A 20502-nucleotide genomic window follows, 5' to 3' on the forward strand; every position below is an offset into this window, starting at 1 on the left:
CCAGCGGAAGAGCCTGCGAGAGATGACCATGCACGATGATCAAGTGGACGTGACCAGCGAAATCGTCGCGACCTTGATTCAGGACCAGTTCCCCGAGTGGAGCGGCCAGGCGATCCGACTCCTGCCGTCGGCGGGGACGGTCAACGCCGTCTTCCGCATCGGCGACGACCTCTCAGCGCGTTTCCCGCTGCGTCTGGCCGATGCCACCGAGGCGCTGGCGACTCTGGAACAGGAAACCCGGGCGAGCGCGGAGCTGGCACAGGTGTCCCGGTTCCCGGTCCCGCAACCCGTCGCCCTGGGAGAGCCTGGAGCGGGCTACCCCATGCCGTGGTCGGTCCAGACATGGCTGCCGGGAACGGTCGCCTCTGATGCCGACCCGAGTGGCTCGGACGCTTTTGCCGAGGACCTCGCGGTCTTCATAGCGGCCCTCCGGAGCGCCGATACGCGGGGGCGGCTCTTCAGCGGCGAAAACCGAGGCGGCGTCCTCGCTCACCATGACGACTGGATGGCCAAGTGCTTCGAGGAGAGTGAGGGGCTGCTCGATGTGCCCCGGCTGCGCCAGGTGTGGAGCCGCTTTCGGGAGTTGCCGCGCACGGAGGCCGATGTGATGAGCCACAGCGACCTGATTCCCGGCAATGTCCTGGTAGCGGGAGACCGGCTCGGCGGCGTACTCGACACCGGCGGCTTCGGGCCTGCCGACCCCGCGCTGGATCTCGTCAGTGCCTGGCACCTGTTGCGGCCAGGCCCGCGGAGAGTGCTCCGACAAGCACTGGACTGTGACGATCTGGAGTGGGAGCGCGGCAAGGCATGGGCGTTCGAACAGGCCATGGGTCTTGTCTGGTACTACGTCGAGAGCAATCCGACGATGAGCGCACTGGGACGCCGGACGCTCGATCGCATTCTGGGGTCGGCGGAGTGAGCCCCCGTGGCAGGTCGTGATGGCGTCGATATGAGACAGGACAGGCCCCTAGGCTGCGGACATGACATCCCCGAGCAGCCCGCACGGCGCCGCGTCCGCCGCCCCGCCCACCGCCGCACCCGACGCCCCGGACGGCACCCCGCCCGGTGCCGCCGTCACCCTCGGGACGTCGAACGCCTATCTGGACGAGCTGTTCTCGCTGGAGGGCCGGGTGGCCGTGGTGACCGGCGGCAGCTCAGGAATCGGGCGGGGCATCGCGGGGGCTCTGGCGCGTGCGGGGGCGCGCGTGGTGATCGTGGCGCGCAGGGAGGCGGAGCTGGCCGCGACGGTCGACGAGCTGGCGGCGGCCGGCTGCCGGGCGGCCTGGGTGAGCGGTGATCTCAGCACCCGCGACGGGGTCCGCACCGCGGCGGAGCAGGCGACGCGGGCCTTCGGGGAACCCGACATCCTCGTCAACAGCGCCGGGATCAACCTTCGGCCGCCGATGGGGGAGCTGGACGAGGACGTCTGGGACACCACGATGGCGGTGAACCTCGAGGCCCCGTACCTCCTGGGCCGGCGCTTCGGGCCCGGGATGGCGGAGCGGGGTTTCGGACGGATCATCCACATCACCTCGCAGCAGGCGCACCGGGCGTTCGTCCAGAGCGGCGCCTACGGGGTGTCCAAGGGAGCGCTGGAGTCACTCGCCCGGTCGCAGGCGGAGGCCTGGTCGCCGCACGGCGTCACCTGCAACACGCTGGTGCCCGGGTTCGTGATGACGGCGCTCAACGCGCGGCTGTCGTCCGACCCGGAGCGGGTGGCGGCGCTGGCCGCGCGCACGATGGTCGGACGCAACGGACTGGCCGAGGACTTCGCGGGAGCGGCGGTCTTCCTCGCGAGCCGCGCCTCCGGCTACGTCACCGGGCAGTCGATCTTCGTCGACGGCGGCTTCTCCGTCCACTGAGCGACCGTCCACTGTGAGCGACGGTCCAATGTTGGGCGACGGTCCGTCGCCGAGCGAGCGTCCGCCGCCGAGCGAGCGTCCGCCGCCGAGCGAGCGTCCGCCGCCGAGCGAGCGTCCGCCGCCGAGCGAGCGTCCGCCGTGCGCGGCGGGGTCGGGCCCCGGCCGCGCACGGCGGACGTCACTCGTCACGCCGCCAGCGGGGTGAAGGGGATGATCTCGTCCTGCCCCGGCTGCACCACGCCGTAGGTGCTCTCCGGAACCTTGTTCCAGGCGCCCGGCAGATCACCCAGCGGCTCGGAGACGATCAACCGGGTCTCGTCGGAGACCTCGCGCAGGAACGCCATGTCGGGGTGGAGCGACCGGAGCGTCTCGACCCGGGTGCTGTAGAAGAGCGACCGGGAGGCTCCCTGGCTGGAGTACCGGAAGGCCCACAGCCGTTCGCCGTCGGTCACGGCGACCGTCATCTGCAGCGGATACTCCACGCCGTGCGCGTGGCCGACCCGCTCGACCAGGCCCGCCATCCGCGCCACGGCGCCCGGCGGATCCTCTTCCAGGCCGAGGGTGAGCGCCAGGAAGAACATCAGCTCCGAGTCCGTCGACCCCTCGATGTCGAGGAAGAGGCGCGGATCGACGGCGAGCGCGAGATCACGGCGGAGCCGGTGGAACTCGGCGATCGCCCCGTTGTGCATCCACATCCAGCGGCCGTGCCGGAACGGGTGGGAGTTGGTCTGCTGCACCGCCGTGCCCGTCGAGGCCCGGATGTGGGCGAAGAACAGCGGTGAGCGGACGTGGCCGGCGATCTCCCGCAGGTTGCGGTTGCTCCACGCCGGACCGATCTCCCGGACGACGGCTGGATTCCCGTCGTCCGCCTCGAGCCCGTACCAGCCGACGCCGAAGCCGTCGCCGTTCGTCGTCTCCACTCCCATCCGGGCGTGCAGACTCTGGTCGATCAGCGAGTGCGCCGGCCGGTAGAGGATCGCTTCCAGCAGCACGGGGGTGCCCGAGTAGGCGAGCCAACGGCACATCGTCTACCGCCTTCCTGGAAGTGCCGAGCGGTACTCCGTCACCTCGGCGACCGGTCCGGCTTCGCCACGCACAGCGCCCAGATGACGAACGCGGAGAACGCGATCATCACGACGGACCAGACCGGGTAGTACGGCAGGGACAGGAAGTTGGCGATGACGATCAGGGCGGCGATGCCCACGCCCAGGACGCGCGCCCACGTCGCTCCCGTGAACAGTCCCAGACTGACGATCACCGCGACCGCGCCCAGCGCGAGGTGGATCCAGCCCCAGCCGGTGAGGTCGAACGCGAACACGTAGTTGCGGGTCGTCACGAAGATGTCGTCCTCCGCGATCCCCATGATGCCGCGGAAGATGTCGAGCAGTCCGGCGAGCATGAGCGTCACGGCGGCGAAGACCATCAGGCCTTCGGCCCACTGCTGCTTGGCGGTGTGCCGCTCGGCCGACGGCGTGTGGGTGGAGTGAGTCATCCCAGTGCCTCGATTCGTGTCGGAGCTGTTGGTTCGGCGGAGTACGCCGGCTCAGCGGCGGTTGCCGCTCAGGACGAGTTGCTTTGCCTTGTCGAACTCCTCGTCGGTGATGTCGCCCCGGGCACGGATCTCCGACAGGCGGGCGAGTTCGTCGACGCTGCTGGAGGGACGGTCCGCGCCCTTTGCGGTCTCACGGATGTAGCTGTCGAAAGCCTGCTGCTGCTCCTGTGCCTGCCTGATCTCCCTGCGCCCCATGTGCTTGCCGCGGGCGACCACGTACACGAACACGCCCAGGAAGGGCAGGACGACGCAGAACACCAGCCAGCCGCCCTTCGCCCAGCCGCTGAGGTCGTCATCGCGGAAGATGTCCACCACGACCCGGAACAGCAGCACGAACCACATGATCCACAGGAAGAACACCATCATGGTCCAGAAGGCGCTCAGCAGCGGATAGTCGTACGCGAGGTAGGTGTCGCCACTCATCTGTCTCCTCCGTCCCGGGCTTTCGCCCGACACCCGGCAGGCCGTTGCGTGCCGTTCTCAGGGTGCGCGGCCGGGGGTCCGCCGTCCTCACCCGAGGCGGGTGAGGAATGACCGTCGCGGGGCCGCGCGAATCGCTCAGGGATCGCCGGCCGGGCCCTGAGACGTCATGGCCGTGCGGGCCCTGCGCAGCGCCGCCCGCCAGGCGAAGGCGACGACCGCCTCGACCAGTCCGAGCAGGACCAGCCACAGGCCGAGCAGCCGGGTCAGCGCGCGGGCGGACTCGGTGGGCAGCGCGAGCACCACGATCCCCGCGACGACGGCGAACACCGCCGCGCCGATGACGACGCCCCGGTGCGGCAGGTCCTTGGCGGCGAGGGCGGTGTAGAGGGTGAGAATGCCCGACACCAGCCACAGGACGCCGACGATCAGCGAGAGCGCCGCGATGGTCTGCATCGGGTGCCGCAGGCACAGCACCCCGGCCACGACGTAGAGCATGGCGAGGAGGAGCCCGGTCACCCGTTCGCCGTGGTCGCCTCCGCCGAAGGCGGCGACGAACCGGAACACGCCGGTCACCAGCAGGTACAGGCCGATGAGCACGGCGAGGACGTGCAGGGTCTCGTCCGGCCAGACCAGGATCAGGATGCCCGGCACGAACGCCGCGATCGCCGACCCCAGGATCCAGGTCCAGGACCGCCCGAGCACGCCCAGGACATCGGCGGGATCGCCGCCCGCGGGCCCGCGGGCGACCCGGTCCTCGCTCCGGCGGTCGCGGCCGCCGGCCGACCGGTCGGGTTCGGACGGCGGTACGGAACCGTGCGGCACGCTCATGACTTCCTCCTCGCGCCCGGCCGGGACGGCACGCCCCGGCGCCTCATTCGGGCAGTTGGCGCATCTCCATGACCCGCAGCCCCAGGGACTGGCAGCGGGCCAGCAGCCCGTACAGGTGCGCTTCGTCGATCACCCGCCCGAACAGAACCGTCTGGCCGGACATGACCACATGCTCGAGTTCCGGAAACGCCTTGGTCAGCGTGTCCGACATCTGTCCTTCCACACGGATCTCGTAGCGCATGGGCTCTCTCCCCGGGATGGCCTGGGACAGGCGAACCGCGCCCTCTACCGCGATGGTCCGCCCCGGTGAAGCCCTGGGCCTCACCCGGTGCAGGTGAGTCGACGCCGGCCGCACCCCTCGTCACCCGCTGGAACGACGGTGCGTCTGTACGTCGTCTCTGCATCTTGCATCTCTGCATCAACCACTCAGCGCGTCAGCGCCACAGTTCGTCTGTGCGTCAGCGCCACACAGCGCCAGTGCGTCAGTGCGTCAGTGCGTCAGGAACAGCTTGAACGCGATGATCACCAGGCCGAGCACCAGGTTCACCGAGGCGGCGGTGGACACCAGACGCCAGGAGCCGCCGGCCCGTCGTGCCGCCGCGGCCGACCAGCCCACCTGCCCGGCGACGGCGACCGACAGCGCGAACCACAACGTGCCCGACAGGTTGAGGCCGAGGAGAGGGCTGACGGCCACGGCGACGGCCGGCGGTATAGCGGCCTTGACGATCGGCCACTCGTCGCGGCAGACATGCAGCACGACCTCACGGTCCAGGCTCCGCTGCGCCAGCCGTGCCCCGAACAGCTGGGCGTGCACATGCCCGATCCAGAACACGACGCCGGTGAGCAACAGCAGCAGCATGAGCTCCAGACGCGGGAACGACCCCCAGGCGCCGGCCCCGACGACGACCGAGGCGGCCAGCATGGATCCGTAGACGCCGCCGGTGTAGTCGGCGTTGGCCCGGCGCTCGGAGGCACGGGCCCGGGCCGCCTCGTGGTGTCCCGTCTCGGTCATGACGGCCTCCCTTCGGCGATCGGGCGTTGGAGGATGAATCGGGCACGTCGAGCGGTTCGGAGGGTCAACGTGTCGCGTCGACGGGACCGCTCGGCGTGCTGCCCCGTGACTTCCCGGGGCGTCCGGTCTTCGCGGTGGGCAGATGCGACGTGACCAGGAGGCTGGCGAGCGTGATCCCGCCGGCGGCGAGGATCGCCGCCTTCAACCCGTCCAGCTGCGCCGACGCGTAGGAGTCCGTGAGGGCGTCGACCTCGGCGGGCGGCAGTCCGGCGTCCTCGGCGGCGACGCGCACCTGCTCGGTGGGGACGAAGCTGATGCCCGCCTCCAGGGCGACGCCGGCCTGGCGGCTGGTCTCCTTTGACAGCTGGGGGTTGCTCTCCACGCGAGTGGTGAAGGCCTGCGCCAAGGCTCCGACCAGCAGCGACCCGATGAGCGCGGTACCCAGCGCGGAGCCCAGGTTCTGCGCCGTGAACTGCAGTCCGCCCACCTCGCTGCGCTCGTCCTCGTCCACGCTCGACTGGACGACGTTGCCCAGCTGCGAGGCCAACAGGCCCATGCCCACGCCGAGCAGCGCCATCGCGCCGGCGAACTGGGCGTCGTCGATGACCGGGTCGATGGTGGCCAGCAGCCACACGACGGCCCCGGCCAGGGTCAGCAGCGCGAGGCGCACCACCCGCCGCGCTCCGGCCACCCGGCCCAGCCTGGCGGCGCCCATGGACGCGGCGAGCATGGTCACCGACACGGGGAGCAGGCGCAGGCCCGTCTCGAAGGCGTCGAAGCCCTGCACGACCTGCAGATACAGCGGGATCGTGAAGAACAGGCCCAGCAGGATCAGGTTCTGGCTCAGCAGGCACATCAGACCCGATCTCAGCACTGGCCTGTGCAGGAGCGCGAGGTGGACGAGGGGGTCGGCGCCCTTGGCTTCCCTGCGCCGCTCCCAGTGCAGGAAGGCGGCCAGCACGACCACTCCGGCGCCTATGACGAACAGCGTCGGCGCGAAGCCGAGCACGGTGAAGGGCGGGTTGCGGGGCTGCAGCCAGCCCCAGGTGCCGCTCTGCAGGACGCCGAGCACCCCGAGCGCCAGCCCGGCCGCGGACAGCGCGGCGCCGACGCCGTCCAGACGCGGCGGTGTCCCGGTTCGGGGCGCCTCGGTGACCGCCTTGCGGAAGCACAGCATGACCAGCACGACGACGACCTCGCCGACGAAGACCAGACGCCAGGTGAGGTACGTCGTCACCCAGCCGCCCAGCAGCGGGCCGACCGCGATCCCCGCACCGGCCAGCCCGCCGATCACCCCGTAGGCGACGGCCCTGTCCCGCCCCCGGTAGGACTCGGCGACCAGGGCCGCCATGGCGGGCAGGACCATCGCGGCGCCCAGTCCCTCGATGACCGACCAGCCCAGCGTGAGAACCCACAGGGTGGGCGCGGCAGCGGTGAGTGCCGAGCCCGTGGCGTAGACGACGAGGCCGAGGAGAAAGAGCCGGCGCCGGCCGAGGATGTCCCCGAGCCGACCACCGATGATCATGAAGGCCGCCATGACCAGTGCGTACAGGGTGATGACGGCCTGGATGGCCGTCACCTCGGTGTCGAAGTCCTCGACCAGCTGACTGATCGAGACGTTCATGACGGAGGTGTCCAGGACCATCAGGAACTGGGCGGTCCCCAGGACGATCAGAGCGCGCCAGCGGGTCACAGTGTCCACAGGTTCATCGAAGCCGGGTGGCCCCGCCGGCGCCTCACCCGCCACGGGCGAGCCTGAGGTCGAACGGCCCCGGCAACGCCGCGCCGGCCGTGCCGCAACGTCGGCAGTCTCGGAAACGCCGGCGGTCCTGGCGGCGTCAGACGTCAGCGGATCCGGGAACGCCGGCGTCCCCTGGGTGCGGCCGTCGGGCCCGCCATCGCCGACCCCGAGCGCCCTCGTCCCGGTCGCGTCCCTGACCGGCGCCTCCCGAACAGCGCGGTCGGAGCGTCGGCCGGACCACCGGGACCACCGGGACCACCGGGACCACCGAGCCACGCAGACCACAGGGCCACGAGCCGGGCCGCCGCGCCGCGGCATCGGCAAGAACCCGCCGCGGCGTCGGCACGGACACCATCGCTGTCAGAGCAACGGACACCATCGCTGTCAGAGCAGGTCCAGCTCGCGGGCCCGGCGCACCGCCTCGTTGCGGCGGTTGACCGACAGCTTCCGGTAGGCGCTCTTGAGGTGCGTCTTGACCGTGTTCACGGACACGTACAGGTCGGCGGCGATCTCCTCCGTCGACATCGTCAGGGCCAGCCTGCGCAGCACGTCCCGTTCGCGTCCGCTCAGTTCCTCGACCGGCGGCGGCGGACCGCCGTCGGACGGCGGCGCCCCCGGACTGAGCCAGTCCCCGGCCGTCCCGCGCAGCGACGCCGGGGCGAGGAAACGGCGGATCCAGGGCCCGGCCTCGGCGAAGGGCCGGCGCAGGCCGTCGCGGCGCGCCTCGCGCAGGGCCTGGACGACGAGCCCGTGCGCGGCGCCCGCGTCCCCCGCCTCGCTCGCTGCCTGCGCCCGCACCAGCAGGGCCCGGACGATCACCGCCGGGCCGGAGCGTCCCTCCCGGCGCACGGCGTCGAGCAGGTCGATCGCCGCCTCCGGCCGTCCGGCGGCGAGCTGGGCCCGTGCGGCCGCGACCTCGCAGGCCGGCTGTGCGTCGGGGACCGCCAGGAGCACCTTGACGGCCGTCTCGGGACGGCCCTCGGCGAGATGCACGGCGGACGCGACGAGCGCCGTCTGTCCCTCCGCCCAGGGCGAGGGCACGGCGGCCGGAACGACCGGCTCCGCCACGGCGAGCGCCGCCCGGGTGTCCCCCCGGGCCAGGTGCAGCCGGGCGACGGCGATGGCCCGGACGGACTCCATGACCGGGTCGCACCACGCGGAGGGCGACTCGGCGGTCTCGTCGAGGAGGGTTCGGGCCCGGGCCAGGTCGTCGCGGTCGACGGCCACCGCCGCCAGGACCAGCCGTGCCATGCCGGAGCCGGACGACTGGGGCAGGCCGTACCGCTCCGTCTCGGCCGTGGCGGCCCGCGCCCTGCGTTCGGCTCTGCCGGGCCAGCCGTCGAGGTAGTCGATCAGGGCCAGCCGGCCCAGCGCGTCCTCGCGTGCGAGTGCCGTCGCGGCCCCCGCGCCGGAGCCGGCCACGCTCGACAGGGCGGCGCACGCCTCCTCGAACCGTCCGGCCCACAGCCGCGCCGACCCCAGATGGGCCAGCAGCTGTGCGGTGAGCTCGGGATGCTTCTCCAGAAGCTGGGCGGGGACCTCGTGCCGGAGCGAGTCGGCCGCCGTGGCGGCCAGCTCGGCCCGCGCCGGCGCACCGGTCAGCCGGGCGGCCAGCGCCTCGAGCAACGCGCAGCTCAACCGTGCCGCCGCCAGCGCGGGCTGCTCCTGCTCGGGATCGCCACCGGCGCCTGCGCGTTCCAGCGGCCCGTGCCCGGACGCGTCCAGCGTCCGTTCCGCGTGACGCAGATGCGCCTGGCCGCGGTCGAGCTCGTGCAGGGACAGCTCGCGTGCCGCACGGACGAGATGGGCGGCGGGGCTCGCCGCCTCCGGCCCCATTCCGGAGAACAGCTCGGCGAGCGCGTCGACGCGCAAGCCCGTGAAGAGCCAGCCGATCGCGAGGTCGTCGACCAGCGCGCCCGCGGTGAACTCCCAGTCGCCCGCGGCCGCGCCGTGGTTCAGGGTCGCCGCGAGGGATCCCGAGCCGCGCAGCCAGTGCGCGGCCCGCCGGTGCAGTTCGGGCTCGAGACCGGGCGACCGCATCCGCAGATGGGCACGGAGGATCTCCGCGAACAGCGGATGCAGGCGGTACCAGTCCCGCTCCAGGTGCTCGACGAACGCGTTCTCGCGATGCAGCCCGGCCAGGATGGACTCGGCGTCGGTCCGCCCGGTCAGCGCGTTCACCAGGCCGGGACGAAACCGGTCGAGGACGCTGACCCGCAGCAGCAGGTCCTGCGTCTCGGGAGGCTGCCGCCGCAGCACCTCCGCCAGCAGGAAGTCCGCGACCGCCGTGCGGTCGGCCTCGAACTTCTTCAGGTACGACTCCGGATCCGGGCTCTCGCGCGCGGCGAGGGCGCACAGCCGCAGGCCGGCGGCCCAGCCCCGGGTGCGGTTCACAAGCCCCTGTGCCGCGTGCGCCGGAAGCCGCAGGCCGTGCAGTTCCAGCAGCTCGGCCGCCTCCTCGCCGGTGAAGGCCAGCTCCGCTCCCCGGATCTCCGTCAGCTCACCGGCCGCCCGGTAGCGGTGCAACGGGAGCAGCGGCTCGGTGCGCGTGACGAGGATCAGACGCAGACCTCCGCCCGAGTGGTGCAGGACGAACTCCAGCTGCTCGGCGATCTCCGGGTCGACCACCCGGTCGTACTCGTCGAGCACGACGATCACGGGCCGGTCCCGGGTGCTCAGCCCGGCGGCCAGCCGGGCCAGCAGCGCGGCGGGCACCCGGCCCGCGTCCGCAGGGCAGCCGATGTCGGCGGGCAGGTCGGTTCCGGCGGCGCGCAGGGCCTCGAGCAGGTACGCCCACAGCATGCCCGGGCCCTGTCCCGCCGCGTCGGTGGTGAGCCAGGCGACGGGATGCTCGCATGCCGAGGCCCAGTCGGCGACCAGCAGTGTCTTGCCCGCGCCCGCCGCGCCGTTGACCATGGTCAGCGGCGTCTCCAGAGCCCTGTCGAGGTGCCCGACGAGCCGCTCGCGCCGCAGAAACGTCACCGGACGGGCCGGGACGACGAACCGCGTGCGCAGGAACGGATCTCCTTGGGGATCGGCGTACGGGCCTGCCGGCACGTACGGGCCCGTCGGTTGCGCGTCGCTATCCTCGAGTCCGGCCATGGCGCTCACCGCCCCGGTCGTCAGGTCATGCGTAACGCTCTCCCCAGCATCCCAGGGTTCCGCGACGGCCGCTTCACGAGATCCCTGCGACCAGGTGCGAACGACTTCGTCGACGTTGCGGGTCCGCCCGCCTATCATCAGCCCGCCTTCGCCGCCTCCGAGGCACCGAAACCGGGCCACACACCGCGGATTGGCCTTGGCCGGCGGCGCCGCCCGCCTCCTAACGTCACCTGCATGCGGATGCGAATCGTCGACGCCTTCACCGACCGCCCCTTCGCCGGCAATCCGGCCGGGGTCCTGCTCCTGGACGCCTTCCCCGAGGACCGCCGGCTCCAGAACGTGGCCCTGGAGATCAACCACGCCGAGACGGCGTTCGCCCATCCCCTCCCCGAGGGAGGCGACGCGGACTGGGCACTGCGCTGGTTCACCCCTGTCACCGAGGTCGACATGTGCGGACATGCCACGCTGGCCACGGCACACGTCCTGCACACCACGGGCGCCCACGCCGGCCCGGTGCGGTTCGCCACCCGCAGCGGGATTCTGGTGGCCACGCCCGTCGAGGACGGTTCGATCACCCTGGACTTCCCGACCGCACCGCTGACCGCGGTGGACATCCCGGCGGCCCTGCCCGGAGCGCTGGGCGCCGAACCGCTCGCCTGCCTCGACACCGGCCCGCACATCGGCGACCTGCTGATCGAGCTGGCCGACGAGAAGACGGTGCGCGCCCTGAGGCCGGACCTGAAGGCCCTCGCCGCCTGTTCCCGCCGCGGCGTCATCGCCACCGCCCGCGCCGAGGACCCCGACCGGGGATACGACTTCGTCTCCCGCTGCTTCTTCCCGAACGTCGGCATCGACGAGGACCCGGTGACGGGCAGCGCCCACACCGCTCTCGCCCCGTACTGGTCCGGGCGTCTCGGCCGCACCGCGCTGACCGGCCTCCAGGCCTCTCCGCGCTCCGGCCGCGTGCGGACCGAACTGAGCGGTGACCGCACCCTGTTGAACGGCCGGGCGGTCACCGTCATCGAGGGCGAACTGCTGCTCTGAGCTCACCGCTCACGCCGTGGGCAGCCACCCCACCTTCCCCGCCAGCAGCGCGTATCCCACGAAGGCCCCGATGTCGAGCAGCGAGTGCGCCACCACGAGGGGGCCCACCCGACCCCAGCGCCGGTAGAGGTAGACGAACACCACGCCCATCACCATGTTGCCGATGAAGCCGCCGATGCCCTGGTAGAGGTGGTACGAGCCGCGCAGCACGGAGCTGGCCACCAGCGCGGTGCCCGGCGTCCACCCCAGCCGGCCCAGCCTGCGCAGCAGATACCCGACGACGATGACCTCTTCGAGGATCGCGTTCTGCAGCGCGGACAGCACCAGCACCGGGTACTTCCACCACACGTCGGGCAGCGCCTCCGGCACCACCGTCAGATTGAAGCCGAGTCCCCGGGCCGCCAGGTAGAAGGCGATGCCGGTGCTGCCGATCACGGCCGCGACGGCCGCCCCGCGGCCGAGGTCCGGCCAGGGCCGGGTGCGGTCGAAGCCCAGCGTGCGCAGACCCTGGCCCTCGCGCAGCAGGAAGTGCGCGACGAGGGCCACCGGGACCAGCGCGGTGGCGATCCCGAACAGCTGCCAGGCGAGGTCGAGCCACGGGCGGCCGGGCGCGGCGGAGGCGTTGAGAGTCGCCGCCTGGTCCTTCAAGCCTCCCGGCTTGGTGACCGAGCCGACAAAACTGATCAGGGCGGACACACCGCTCGCACCGAGCGAGAGCCCCAGAACGAGCAGCGTCTCGTCACGGAAAATCCGTCGCGAGAGCTGTTCCCGCGGAAAAGAATCAGCCAACGACCCTGCCTCCACCTGCACACCTGCCTCCGGTTGCGTGACCCCGCTCCCACCACTGCCCCGCCAGGCTCTCGGACGAAGCTGTGAAGACCGTGCGTGGCAGGACGCCGAGGGGACGGGCGCCCCGTACGGAGCGCCCCTCCGTTCGCGGGCCGTGCGGCGGAGAGCCGCCGCCGGCCGCCGTGCAGGGACGTCACCGTCGTGGGAGGTCACAGCTTGCCCGATCCGTACGGGGCAGGCGGCAGCGACCCCCGTCCTCGCACGCTCCGGCACGGACGACGGCCGTCACGACCGCCCCCGCACCCTCACCCCCGCGGCGGATCGCGCCAGGCGGTGCCGCCCGCGCCACCGGGACTCGCACCGGACACGGACGCCGTCCGCGGAGAAGAGCGCCCGGACACCGACCGCGAGGCCCCCGCACCCGGTCGCGTCGCCCTCAGAACTCAGCCCCGCGGGCCCAGCGATCCGCCATGATGCGCCCACCGCTCGGACAACAGGCGACCAGCCGCCCACCGATCGGACATCGATCGCTCGGACATCGATGGCTCGGCCGCCCATCGCCCAGGCGTCAGCCGACCAGCCGCCCACCGCGCACGCGCCACGGGCACGAACGCACAGGCGCTCAGGCGCTCAGGCGCACAGGCGCTCAGGCGCTCGGCGCGAGCTCAGGCAGCCCCACGGGCCAGGTGTGCACCGGCTCGCCCGCGTGCATCAGCTCCGCGTACCGCCGTGTGGTCGCCGCCAGCGCGGTGTCCCGCGACAGCCCGGCCTCCACCGCTCGGTGGAAGGTCGCCACCTGCCAGGACGCGCCGTTGGTCCGTCGTCGGCACCGCTCCTCGATGACCCCCAGGTACAGATCGCGGTCGGCCGGATCCACCCCCCAGGCGTCCAGGCCCGCCTCGGCCAGCGGCAGCAGCTCGTCCCGTACGAGACTCACCGCGTCCACCTCGACCAGACCCCCCAGCCGCCCGCGCCGCGGCCACAGCAGCCGGGCCTCGATCCCGTGCCGGCAGGCCGCGTCGAAGTTGGCCTCGGCCGTCTCGAACGGCAGCCGGGACCACACCGGCCGGGACTCCTCCGCCAGGGCCCGGACGACGCCGTAGTAGAAGGCCGCGTTCGCGATGACGTCGGTCACGGTCGGCCCGGCGGGCAGGACGCGGTTCTCCACCCGCAGGTGCGGGACGCCGTCGGCGATGCCGTATACAGGCCGGTTCCAGCGATAGACAGTGCCGTTGTGCAGGACGAGTTCGGCGAGCGAGGGCACTCCGCCCGCCTCGAGGACCTCGAGCGGGTCCTCGTCGTCGCAGATCGGCAGCAACGGCGGGAAGAAGCGCACGTTCTCCTCGAACAGCTCCTGGGCCGAGCTGATCCACTTCTCCCCGAACCACGTCCGCGGCCGGACGCCCTGCGCCTGGAGTTCCGGCGGCCGGGTGTCGGTCGCCTGCTGGAAGAGCGGGGGCCGCGACTCCCGCCACAGCTCGTGGCCGAACAGGAAGGGCGAGTTGGCGCCGACGGCGATCTGCGCGGCGGCGACGGACTGGGCCGCGTTCCACACGGCGGCGAAACGGCCCGGCGTCACCTGCAGGTGCAGCTGCACGGAGGTGCAGGCGGCCTCGGGCACGATCGACTTCGACGTGCACGACAGCCGCTCCACCCCGTCGATCTCCAGGGCGAAGTCCTCGCCGCGGGCGGCCACGATCTGGTCGTTGAGGAGGGTGTAGCGATCGACGTCCGACAGGTTCGACGAGACCAGGTCGTCACGGTCGAGCGTCGGCAGAATGCCGATCATCACGATTCCCGCGTCGACCTCGGCCGCCTTTCGATGGGCATATGCCAGTGACGTACGGATTTCCTCCGCGAGTCGATCGAATACGCGGCCGCCCAATCGGTGTGGAGCTATGTTGACTTCCAGGTTGAACATGGCGAGTTCTGTTTGGAAATCGCGGCTCGCGATCCGCTCCAGTACCTCGCCATTCAACATTTTCGGCAGTCCGTCGGCACCCGCGAGATTCAGTTCGATCTCGAGACCCATGAAGTTCTTGGGCCGGTCGAAGCGCTTCTGGGCCAGGAGTCGCTCGAGCCCCGTCAGGCACTTCCGGAGCTTGTCCCGGTAGTCCCGACGATCGGACAGGTCGAACGCGCCTGCCACGACCTTCTCCCCCATCGAAGCGTCCTTCCTCGCGTGGCGGGCCGGCGGTGCGGCCGCCGGTGGTCCCGGGGTCAGGTGCAATGATGCCCAGCCCTGCCGATCGATAACGTCCCCGGCGGGGAGCATCGGCCGCTACGCTCACCCAAAGCCGGTGGAAGTGACCGGTGGCACATTCACCGGGCATGGTGCCCGGACGCCCATTGGGCGAAATCGGGAACTCGTGAAAAACGCTGACGGGAATGGGCCGACCGTCCGGCGTGCCACAACCCGAGGTCACCGAGGAGTCACCCTCTCGGAATCGGGATTTTTCACACGTATCGCCGACCGATAGAACCCTTGCCGAGTGTCCCGGAATCGACTAGACGAAACACAGTCTGAACACGTGTCGTATAAACTCCGCGAACAAGGCAGAGAAGGTTGGCGCCCACGGTCGAAGGAGCCTGTCGTCGAGGAGACGGCAGGCCGCTCGCGCACCCCCGCACTCTCCCCCAGACCCGGCCCCCGCCTCTCCGACCTCGAGAGCTAGCTGACAGCGCCGTCCGCCCACGCCCTCGCGCCACCGTGCCTGTCGAATTGAGAGGCGACCCACCATGCCTTTGCATGTCCCCCCGGCTCCCGCGCCCGCCCTGCGCTCGGTCCTCACGGCACTCGGTTCCCCCACCGCCGTCCACGAGGCCCGCACGCCGTCCCTGCGCACCGCCCAGCAGGATGCCGTTCCCGACCTCCCCCTGCCTCTGCACGTCCTGGACGCGATCACCCCGGCAGGCCTGGCCTCGACCCGGCTGGTCGGCTGGCGGTTCCTGATCCGCTGCGGCGACCGGGCCGTGGCCGCCGCCGAGACCCGGCTCACCCCGGACGGCTGGGCGTTCTCGCACTTCTTCGAAGGCCCCTACATCGCCTCCACGGAGCGGGCCCTGCGTCAGGCCGAGTCGGTCGCCCAGCCCTGCCAGGCACGGCTGCTGTCGGTACCGGGGCTCTACATGCTCACGCTGTGGCTGCACGGCGACAGCGCCTCGGACGGCACCACCGGTCACCCCGATCCGACCGACCTGCTGGTTCCGCTGGCCCCTGCGCCGCCCGGGATCGCCGCCCACCGCCCGCACCGGGTCGCCGAGCTGCTCCCGGTGCTCACCCTGCGGGTCACACCCGCCGCGTCGCCCCCGCTGCTCGGCTCACCCGCCTGACCCGCCCGGCCCCCGTACCCCGTCGCCGCGACCCCGACGACGGGGTACAGCGCTGCGCGCCCGCCTGCGGACCAGGACACGGCCTAGCCCTATCCGGCCACCGGGAACCACCCGAAGGGACGGTGCCGTCGCGATGAACCGCCCGCGCGGGTGACGCGTCCTGAACCTGTGAGAAGCGGTGCCGCGAAATCCCTGCGGATCCGCCTCCGTGGGGCAACACTGGTTCCGACCGACTTATCACAACGGGGGGCGGCCATGAACGACGTTTCACGCCGCGGGACAGACACCACATCCATCTCACATCTCACGCCAGAGCGGAAGTTCCCATCCATGTGCCAGCACCAGCCACCGTGCCCGACAGCGACCTCAGCCGACCGGGAGTCCGCCCGCCTCGTGGCGCACCACCCGGAACAGGGCTGGAGCCTGCTGTGCAACGGCGTCCTGCTCTTCGAGGACACCGGTGAGCTCCTGCCGGACGGCCAGGTCATCGCCCCCCACCGGGTCGTGACCGCCGCCTAGATCTCCTGCCCGGCGGTGGCCGGACGGGCGCAGTACCGACGGACGGCGCGGGACCGCCGTCCGCAGACTCGAGGGGCCGGCCGCAGCGACCACTGCGAACCGGCCCCGACGCGTGTCCGGAGCCGGTCACTGCGGGTAGCCCTCTGATTTCCACGGGACACGACGCAGTGAACGTCTCCCGTGGCGGCACTTTTTCCGGAAGACTCCTGGAAGTTTCGGCGGCGGCGTCCGGAGCGGACGGCGGCGGAGGTGGGCAGTGACGACGGACGATGCGACGGCCGCGTCCCGGGTCGAGGTCAGGGTCACGATCACCGAGATCGCCCGGCAGGCCGGCGTCTCGGTGCCGACCGTGTCCCGGGTGGTCAACGGCCGCTCCGACGTGTCGCCGCGGACACGGGCCAGGGTCGAGGACCTGCTGCAGCTGCACGGCTACCGCAAGCGCCCCGCCTCGGCGTCGACCCGCGCCTCCCTGCTCGACCTGGTCTTCAACGACCTCGACAGCCCATGGGCGGTGGAGATCATCCGCGGGGTGGAGGAGGCCGCCCACGCGGCCGGGGTCGGCACGGTGGTGTCGGCGATCCACGGACGCTCGGGCGACGCCCGCGAGTGGATGCGCAACCTGCGCTCGCGCGCCTCCGACGGCGTCGTCCTGGTCACCTCGGCCCTGGAGCCCACCCTGCACGAGCAGCTGCGCGTTCTGGGCGTTCCGCTGGTCGTCGTCGACCCCACCGGCTCACCCGCCGCCGAGACGGCGACCATCGGCGCGGCCAACTGGTCCGGCGGCCTCGCGGCCACCGAGCACCTGCTGTCGCTGGGCCACCGCAGGATCGGCCTGATCGCGGGCCCGTCCCGGCTGCTGTGCTCGCGCGCCCGCTTCGACGGCTACCGGGCCGCGCTGGAGGCCGCCGGCCTCGCCGTCGACGACGCCCTCGTCGTCCCCGGGGACTTCCACCCCGAATCGGGCTTCACCGGCTGCAACGCCCTGCTCGACCTGCCCGAACCGCCGACCGCGGTGTTCGCGGCCAGCGACCAGATGGCCCTCGGGGCGATCGAGGCGCTGCGCCGGCGCGGCCTGCGGACGCCGGAGGACATGAGCGTGGTCGGCTTCGACGACCTGCCGGAGGTCCGCTGGTCGGCCCCGCCTCTGACCACTGTCCGCCAGCCTCTGGCCGAGATGGGCAAACTCGCCGTCCGCACGGTCCTGAGCCTGGCCCGCGGCGAGCGCCCCGACTCGCCGCGGGTGGAGCTGGGCACGGAGCTGGTGGTGCGGGCCAGCACCGCGCCGCCCCGTGGCGCTAGCTGAGCGCCTCCCGGATCGCCCCGTACGCCGGCTTCGGCGCGAGCTGCTCGTCCCAGGGCAGTGCCGCGCCCTGGCCGGGGAAGAACGCCGGGATCCAGGAGTACTTGTCCGTGTAGTCCCAGACGGTGATGCCGACGCACCGCCGCACCGCGAGGCACGCCTCGGTCATGTTCCGGTACCAGTCGGCCTGTTGGGCCAGCTTCTCCTCGGTCGCGGGCAGCAGCATCCGGACGTCGACCTCGGTGAGGGCGGTGTCCAGGCCGAGCCGTGAGAAGCGGCGCAGATTGTCCTCGAGGGTCGTCGGATAGCCGTACTGGAGGGCGAGGTGGGCCTGCAGGCCGATGCCGTCGAGCGGCACGCGCTGAGCCCTCAGTTCCCTGGCGAGGGCGTAGTAGGCGTCGCTCTTCGGGCCGACGGCCTCGATGTTGTAGTCGTTGAGGTAGAGCTTCGCCTTGGGGTCGGCCTGGTGCGCCCAGCGCAGGGCGTCGGCGATGTAGCCGGGGCCGAGGGTCTTGTAGAAGACGGTCTCGCGGTAGGTGCCGTCCTCGTTGAACGCCTCGTTGACGACGTCCCAGGCGTAGACCTTGCCCCGGTAGTGGCGGACCTCGGTCTGGATGTGCTTCTTCAGCACGGCCCGCAGTTCGTCGGCCGTCCACTCCCTGCTCGTCACCCAGCCGGGCAGCTGGCTGTGCCAGACCAGGGTGTGGGCGCGGACCTTCTGGCGGTGGGCGCGCGCGAGGTCCACGATCTGGTCGCCGGCCGTCCAGTCGAAGACGCCCTGCTGAGGCTCGGTGGCGTACCACTTCATGCCGTTGCCCGGGGTGATCATGTCGAACTCGTGGCCCAGGATCTTCGTGTACGCGGTGTCGGTGAGTTCGGGGTTGTCGGTGGCGCTGCCGAAGTAGCGGCCGTGGCGCTGGGCGAGGTCGGCGAGGGTGGCGCGCGGCTTGCCGTGCGCGGGTTGCTCGTGGGCCTGTGCGGCCGGTCCGGTGACCACGCCAGCGGCGACCAGCACGGTGGCGAGGGCGCCGGCGAGTCTGAACCGGGTGCGGGCGGTGCTGGGCATGGTGCGACTCCTCACGGTGGGCGGGTGGGCGAGCCGTACGGGTCCGCGGGCGCGGGTCATCCCTTCGTGGCGCCGGCGGAGAGGCCGCCGACGAGCTGGCGCTCGGCGACGGAGTAGAAGGCCAGGGCGGGGACCATGGCGAGGACGAGATAGGCGAAGACGCGCGCGTACTCGGCGGAGTACTGCCCCTGGAACTGCTGGACCCCGATCGGGACGGTCCACCAGGTGGGTTCGTTGAAGACCAGCAGCGGCAGCAGGAAGTTGTTCCAGCTGCCGACCACGGCGAGGACGGAGACCGTGCCGAGGGCGGGCCTGGCCATGGGCAGCAGGATCCGCCAGAAGAAGCCGAGCGGCCCGCAGCCGTCGAGGGTGGCTGCCTCCTCCAGTTCGGCGGGTATCTCGCGGAAGAACCCGCGCAGGATGACGATCGTCATCGGCAGTCCGAACGCGGCCTGCGGCAGGATCACGCCGAGGGGGTTGTCCAGCAGGCCGATGGAGCGCAGCAGCAGGAACAGGGGCAGCGCCGCCACCGCGAAGGGGAACATCAGCCCCATGGTGAACAGGGTGAACAGCACCTCCCGCCCCCGGAAGGCGAAGCGGGCGAAGGAGAACGCCGCGAGCGCGGACACCGCGACGACGACCACGGTCGTCCCGACCGCGATGAGGGTGCTGCTGCCGACCAGGCGCCAGAACGAGCCGGAGCCGAGGATGTCGGTGTAGTTGGAGGGGACCCACGGGTCGGGCAGGCCGATGGGGTTGCGCGAGAGCTGGTCGGTGGATTTGAAGCCGGACAGCACGGCGTACACGAGGGGTACGGCCATCACCGCGCCGACGATCCCGAGGACCAGGTGCAGCGGCAGGGTCCGGCCGGTCCGGCGCACGCCCCGCCCCGTGGCGAGGTCCGTGCCGCGGTCGGTCTTGGCGATGCTCACGAGCCGCCTCCTCGCATGGTCGTGGTGGCGCCCTGGAGGTCGCGGCGAAGCACGAACCGCTGGTAGGCGAGGGCGAAGACGAGGCAGATGCCGAACATGACGACGCTGATCGCGCTGGCGTAGCCGACCTGGTAGCGCTTGAAGCCGTACTGGAACATCGTCACGGCCATCGTCTCGGAGTGGTGGTCGGGGCCGCCCGCGGTGACGACCCACACCAGGTCGAAGAGCTGGATCGCGCCGATGACCGACAGGAATACGCTGATCCGCAGGGTCGGTGCGAGCAGCGGCAGGGTGACGTTGCGGAAGCGCTGCCAGGGGCCGGCCCCGTCGATCAGGGCCGCCTCGATCAGCTCGGCCGGGATGGACTGCAGCCCGGCCAGGTAGAGCATCATGTGGAAGCCGAAGTACTTCCATGTCATGACCAGGAAGAGGGTGGCCATGACGGTGGAGGGATCGGAGAACCACTGCCCGCCCGCCCCGTCCAGTCCGACGGCGCCCAGCACATGGTCGGCCAGGCCGTCGTCCGGCGCGAAGATCATGCTGAACAGCACGCCGGTGATGGCCTCGGAGAGGATGTACGGCGCGAAGAACAGCATCCGGTAGACGGCCCGGCCGCGGATCTTCTGGTTCAGCGCGACGGCGAGGGCCAGCGCGAACGGCAGTTGCAGCAGGAGCGAGAGGCCGACCAGGAGCAGACAGCGCCACAGGTCGCCGAGGAACACCGGATCCTTGAAGAGCCGGGTGAAGTTGTCGCCGCCGACGAAGTCCTCGGGCATCCCGAAGCCGCCCCAGCGGAAGAACGCGGCGTACACCGCGAACAGCATCGGCAGCAGCACGAGCGTGCCGAACAGCACCAGCGCGGGCGCCTGGAAGCCGACGGCGGTGAGCCAGTGCAGGGCCCGTCGGCGGGCCCGCGAACGGCCCGCGGCGACGGCCGGCGGTGCGGGCTCGACGTCCGGACCGCTGCGCCTGTCCGGGAGGAAGGTGGAGGTCATCGCC

Annotated in this window: 19 protein-coding genes; 6 read left to right on the forward strand and 13 right to left on the reverse strand. The window is 71.7% G+C overall.

Annotated elements, in window-relative coordinates; genetic code table 11:
- Positions 1-22 precede the first annotated feature (22 nt).
- Entirely contained in the window at positions 23-919 is an 897-nt protein-coding gene (locus ACN6LD_RS06955; protein WP_445042696.1) for an aminoglycoside phosphotransferase family protein, read from the forward strand.
- Positions 920-980: 61 nt separating this feature from the next.
- Complete coding sequence (locus ACN6LD_RS06960) at positions 981-1862, forward strand: SDR family NAD(P)-dependent oxidoreductase (RefSeq protein ID WP_445042697.1); 882 nt, start codon at positions 981-983, stop codon at positions 1860-1862.
- Between the two features lie 185 nt (positions 1863-2047).
- On the opposite strand, the gene ACN6LD_RS06965 is transcribed toward ACN6LD_RS06960, so the two are convergent.
- The 8 genes from ACN6LD_RS06965 to ACN6LD_RS07000 all read right to left on the reverse strand — a co-directional run bounded on the left by ACN6LD_RS06965 (position 2048) and on the right by ACN6LD_RS07000 (position 10520).
- Positions 2048-2887: a class II glutamine amidotransferase gene (locus ACN6LD_RS06965; RefSeq protein WP_319192911.1), complete on the reverse strand. Its 840-nt coding sequence runs from the start codon at positions 2885-2887 to the stop codon at positions 2048-2050.
- Between the two features lie 38 nt (positions 2888-2925).
- Positions 2926-3354: a DUF7144 family membrane protein gene (locus tag ACN6LD_RS06970; RefSeq protein ID WP_319192912.1), complete on the reverse strand. Its 429-nt coding sequence runs from the start codon at positions 3352-3354 to the stop codon at positions 2926-2928.
- A gap of 51 nt (positions 3355-3405) precedes the next feature.
- Entirely contained in the window at positions 3406-3837 is a 432-nt protein-coding gene (locus ACN6LD_RS06975; protein WP_319192913.1) for an SHOCT domain-containing protein, read from the reverse strand.
- Positions 3838-3972: 135 nt separating this feature from the next.
- Positions 3973-4665, reverse strand: coding sequence for an HdeD family acid-resistance protein (locus tag ACN6LD_RS06980; protein WP_319192914.1), 693 nt, complete (start codon positions 4663-4665; stop codon positions 3973-3975).
- Between the two features lie 43 nt (positions 4666-4708).
- Entirely contained in the window at positions 4709-4906 is a 198-nt protein-coding gene (locus ACN6LD_RS06985; RefSeq protein ID WP_319192915.1) for a hypothetical protein, read from the reverse strand.
- Positions 4907-5155: 249 nt separating this feature from the next.
- Complete coding sequence (locus ACN6LD_RS06990) at positions 5156-5677, reverse strand: hypothetical protein (RefSeq protein ID WP_319192916.1); 522 nt, start codon at positions 5675-5677, stop codon at positions 5156-5158.
- A gap of 64 nt (positions 5678-5741) precedes the next feature.
- Positions 5742-7370, reverse strand: a complete 1629-nt coding sequence (locus ACN6LD_RS06995) for an MFS transporter (RefSeq protein WP_445042710.1) — start codon at positions 7368-7370, stop codon at positions 5742-5744.
- 432 nt (positions 7371-7802) lie between these two features.
- The gene (locus ACN6LD_RS07000) at positions 7803-10520 is read right to left on the reverse strand and encodes a LuxR C-terminal-related transcriptional regulator (protein WP_445042698.1); all 2718 of its coding nucleotides are present in this window, start codon (positions 10518-10520) and stop codon (positions 7803-7805) included.
- 234 nt (positions 10521-10754) lie between these two features.
- On the opposite strand from ACN6LD_RS07000, the gene ACN6LD_RS07005 reads away from it, so the two are divergent.
- Positions 10755-11564, forward strand: a complete 810-nt coding sequence (locus ACN6LD_RS07005; RefSeq protein WP_445042699.1) for a PhzF family phenazine biosynthesis protein — start codon at positions 10755-10757, stop codon at positions 11562-11564.
- A 9-nt stretch (positions 11565-11573) separates the two neighbouring features.
- Here the strand turns inward: ACN6LD_RS07005 and ACN6LD_RS07010 are convergent, their stop codons facing one another.
- Positions 11574-12374 (reverse strand): CPBP family intramembrane glutamic endopeptidase, encoded by an 801-nt coding sequence (locus ACN6LD_RS07010; protein WP_319192920.1) that lies wholly within the window; start codon positions 12372-12374, stop codon positions 11574-11576.
- Between the two features lie 625 nt (positions 12375-12999).
- Positions 13000-14517, reverse strand: coding sequence for a glutamate--cysteine ligase (locus ACN6LD_RS07015; RefSeq protein WP_445042700.1), 1518 nt, complete (start codon positions 14515-14517; stop codon positions 13000-13002).
- A gap of 575 nt (positions 14518-15092) precedes the next feature.
- Here ACN6LD_RS07015 and ACN6LD_RS07020 point away from each other — a divergent pair.
- The 3 genes from ACN6LD_RS07020 (at position 15093) to ACN6LD_RS07030 (ending at position 17508) form a co-directional block, all read left to right on the forward strand.
- Positions 15093-15686 (forward strand): hypothetical protein, encoded by a 594-nt coding sequence (locus tag ACN6LD_RS07020; protein WP_445042701.1) that lies wholly within the window; start codon positions 15093-15095, stop codon positions 15684-15686.
- Positions 15687-16016: 330 nt separating this feature from the next.
- Positions 16017-16205 carry a DUF5999 family protein gene (locus ACN6LD_RS07025; RefSeq protein WP_055632223.1) on the forward strand — a complete coding sequence of 63 codons (189 nt, stop codon included), beginning with the start codon at positions 16017-16019 and terminating at the stop codon, positions 16203-16205.
- A gap of 256 nt (positions 16206-16461) precedes the next feature.
- Complete coding sequence (locus ACN6LD_RS07030) at positions 16462-17508, forward strand: LacI family DNA-binding transcriptional regulator (protein ID WP_445042702.1); 1047 nt, start codon at positions 16462-16464, stop codon at positions 17506-17508.
- Here ACN6LD_RS07030 and ACN6LD_RS07035 read toward each other — a convergent pair.
- The 3 genes from ACN6LD_RS07035 to ACN6LD_RS07045 form a co-directional block, all read right to left on the reverse strand.
- Positions 17501-18571: an endo-1,4-beta-xylanase gene (locus tag ACN6LD_RS07035; RefSeq protein ID WP_445042703.1), complete on the reverse strand. Its 1071-nt coding sequence runs from the start codon at positions 18569-18571 to the stop codon at positions 17501-17503. The genes ACN6LD_RS07030 and ACN6LD_RS07035 overlap by 8 nt on opposite strands.
- A 56-nt stretch (positions 18572-18627) precedes the next feature.
- Entirely contained in the window at positions 18628-19392 is a 765-nt protein-coding gene (locus ACN6LD_RS07040; protein WP_319193350.1) for a carbohydrate ABC transporter permease, read from the reverse strand.
- A 107-nt stretch (positions 19393-19499) separates the two neighbouring features.
- Positions 19500-20498, reverse strand: a complete 999-nt coding sequence (locus ACN6LD_RS07045; RefSeq protein WP_319193342.1) for a carbohydrate ABC transporter permease — start codon at positions 20496-20498, stop codon at positions 19500-19502.
- Between the last annotated feature and the right edge of the window lie 4 nt (positions 20499-20502).

This window comes from Streptomyces sp. SAS_272, from assembly GCF_052543235.1.

Bases quoted from the DNA above. Each gene is read 5' to 3' on its own strand.
- ACN6LD_RS06955 (WP_445042696.1), top strand. From the start codon at position 23: ATGACCATGCACGATGATCAAGTGGACGTGACCAGCGAAATCGTCGCG.
- ACN6LD_RS06960 (WP_445042697.1), top strand. From the start codon at position 981: ATGACATCCCCGAGCAGCCCGCACGGCGCCGCGTCCGCCGCCCCGCCC.
- ACN6LD_RS06965 (WP_319192911.1), bottom strand. From the start codon at position 2,887: ATGTGCCGTTGGCTCGCCTACTCGGGCACCCCCGTGCTGCTGGAAGCG.
- ACN6LD_RS06970 (WP_319192912.1), bottom strand. From the start codon at position 3,354: ATGACTCACTCCACCCACACGCCGTCGGCCGAGCGGCACACCGCCAAG.
- ACN6LD_RS06975 (WP_319192913.1), bottom strand. From the start codon at position 3,837: ATGAGTGGCGACACCTACCTCGCGTACGACTATCCGCTGCTGAGCGCC.
- ACN6LD_RS06980 (WP_319192914.1), bottom strand. From the start codon at position 4,665: ATGAGCGTGCCGCACGGTTCCGTACCGCCGTCCGAACCCGACCGGTCG.
- ACN6LD_RS06985 (WP_319192915.1), bottom strand. From the start codon at position 4,906: ATGCGCTACGAGATCCGTGTGGAAGGACAGATGTCGGACACGCTGACC.
- ACN6LD_RS06990 (WP_319192916.1), bottom strand. From the start codon at position 5,677: ATGACCGAGACGGGACACCACGAGGCGGCCCGGGCCCGTGCCTCCGAG.
- ACN6LD_RS07000 (WP_445042698.1), bottom strand. From the start codon at position 10,520: ATGGCCGGACTCGAGGATAGCGACGCGCAACCGACGGGCCCGTACGTG.
- ACN6LD_RS07005 (WP_445042699.1), top strand. From the start codon at position 10,755: ATGCGGATGCGAATCGTCGACGCCTTCACCGACCGCCCCTTCGCCGGC.
- ACN6LD_RS07015 (WP_445042700.1), bottom strand. From the start codon at position 14,517: ATGGGGGAGAAGGTCGTGGCAGGCGCGTTCGACCTGTCCGATCGTCGG.
- ACN6LD_RS07020 (WP_445042701.1), top strand. From the start codon at position 15,093: ATGCCTTTGCATGTCCCCCCGGCTCCCGCGCCCGCCCTGCGCTCGGTC.
- ACN6LD_RS07025 (WP_055632223.1), top strand. From the start codon at position 16,017: ATGTGCCAGCACCAGCCACCGTGCCCGACAGCGACCTCAGCCGACCGG.
- ACN6LD_RS07035 (WP_445042703.1), bottom strand. From the start codon at position 18,571: ATGCCCAGCACCGCCCGCACCCGGTTCAGACTCGCCGGCGCCCTCGCC.
- ACN6LD_RS07040 (WP_319193350.1), bottom strand. From the start codon at position 19,392: ATGGCCGTACCCCTCGTGTACGCCGTGCTGTCCGGCTTCAAATCCACC.
- ACN6LD_RS07045 (WP_319193342.1), bottom strand. From the start codon at position 20,498: ATGACCTCCACCTTCCTCCCGGACAGGCGCAGCGGTCCGGACGTCGAG.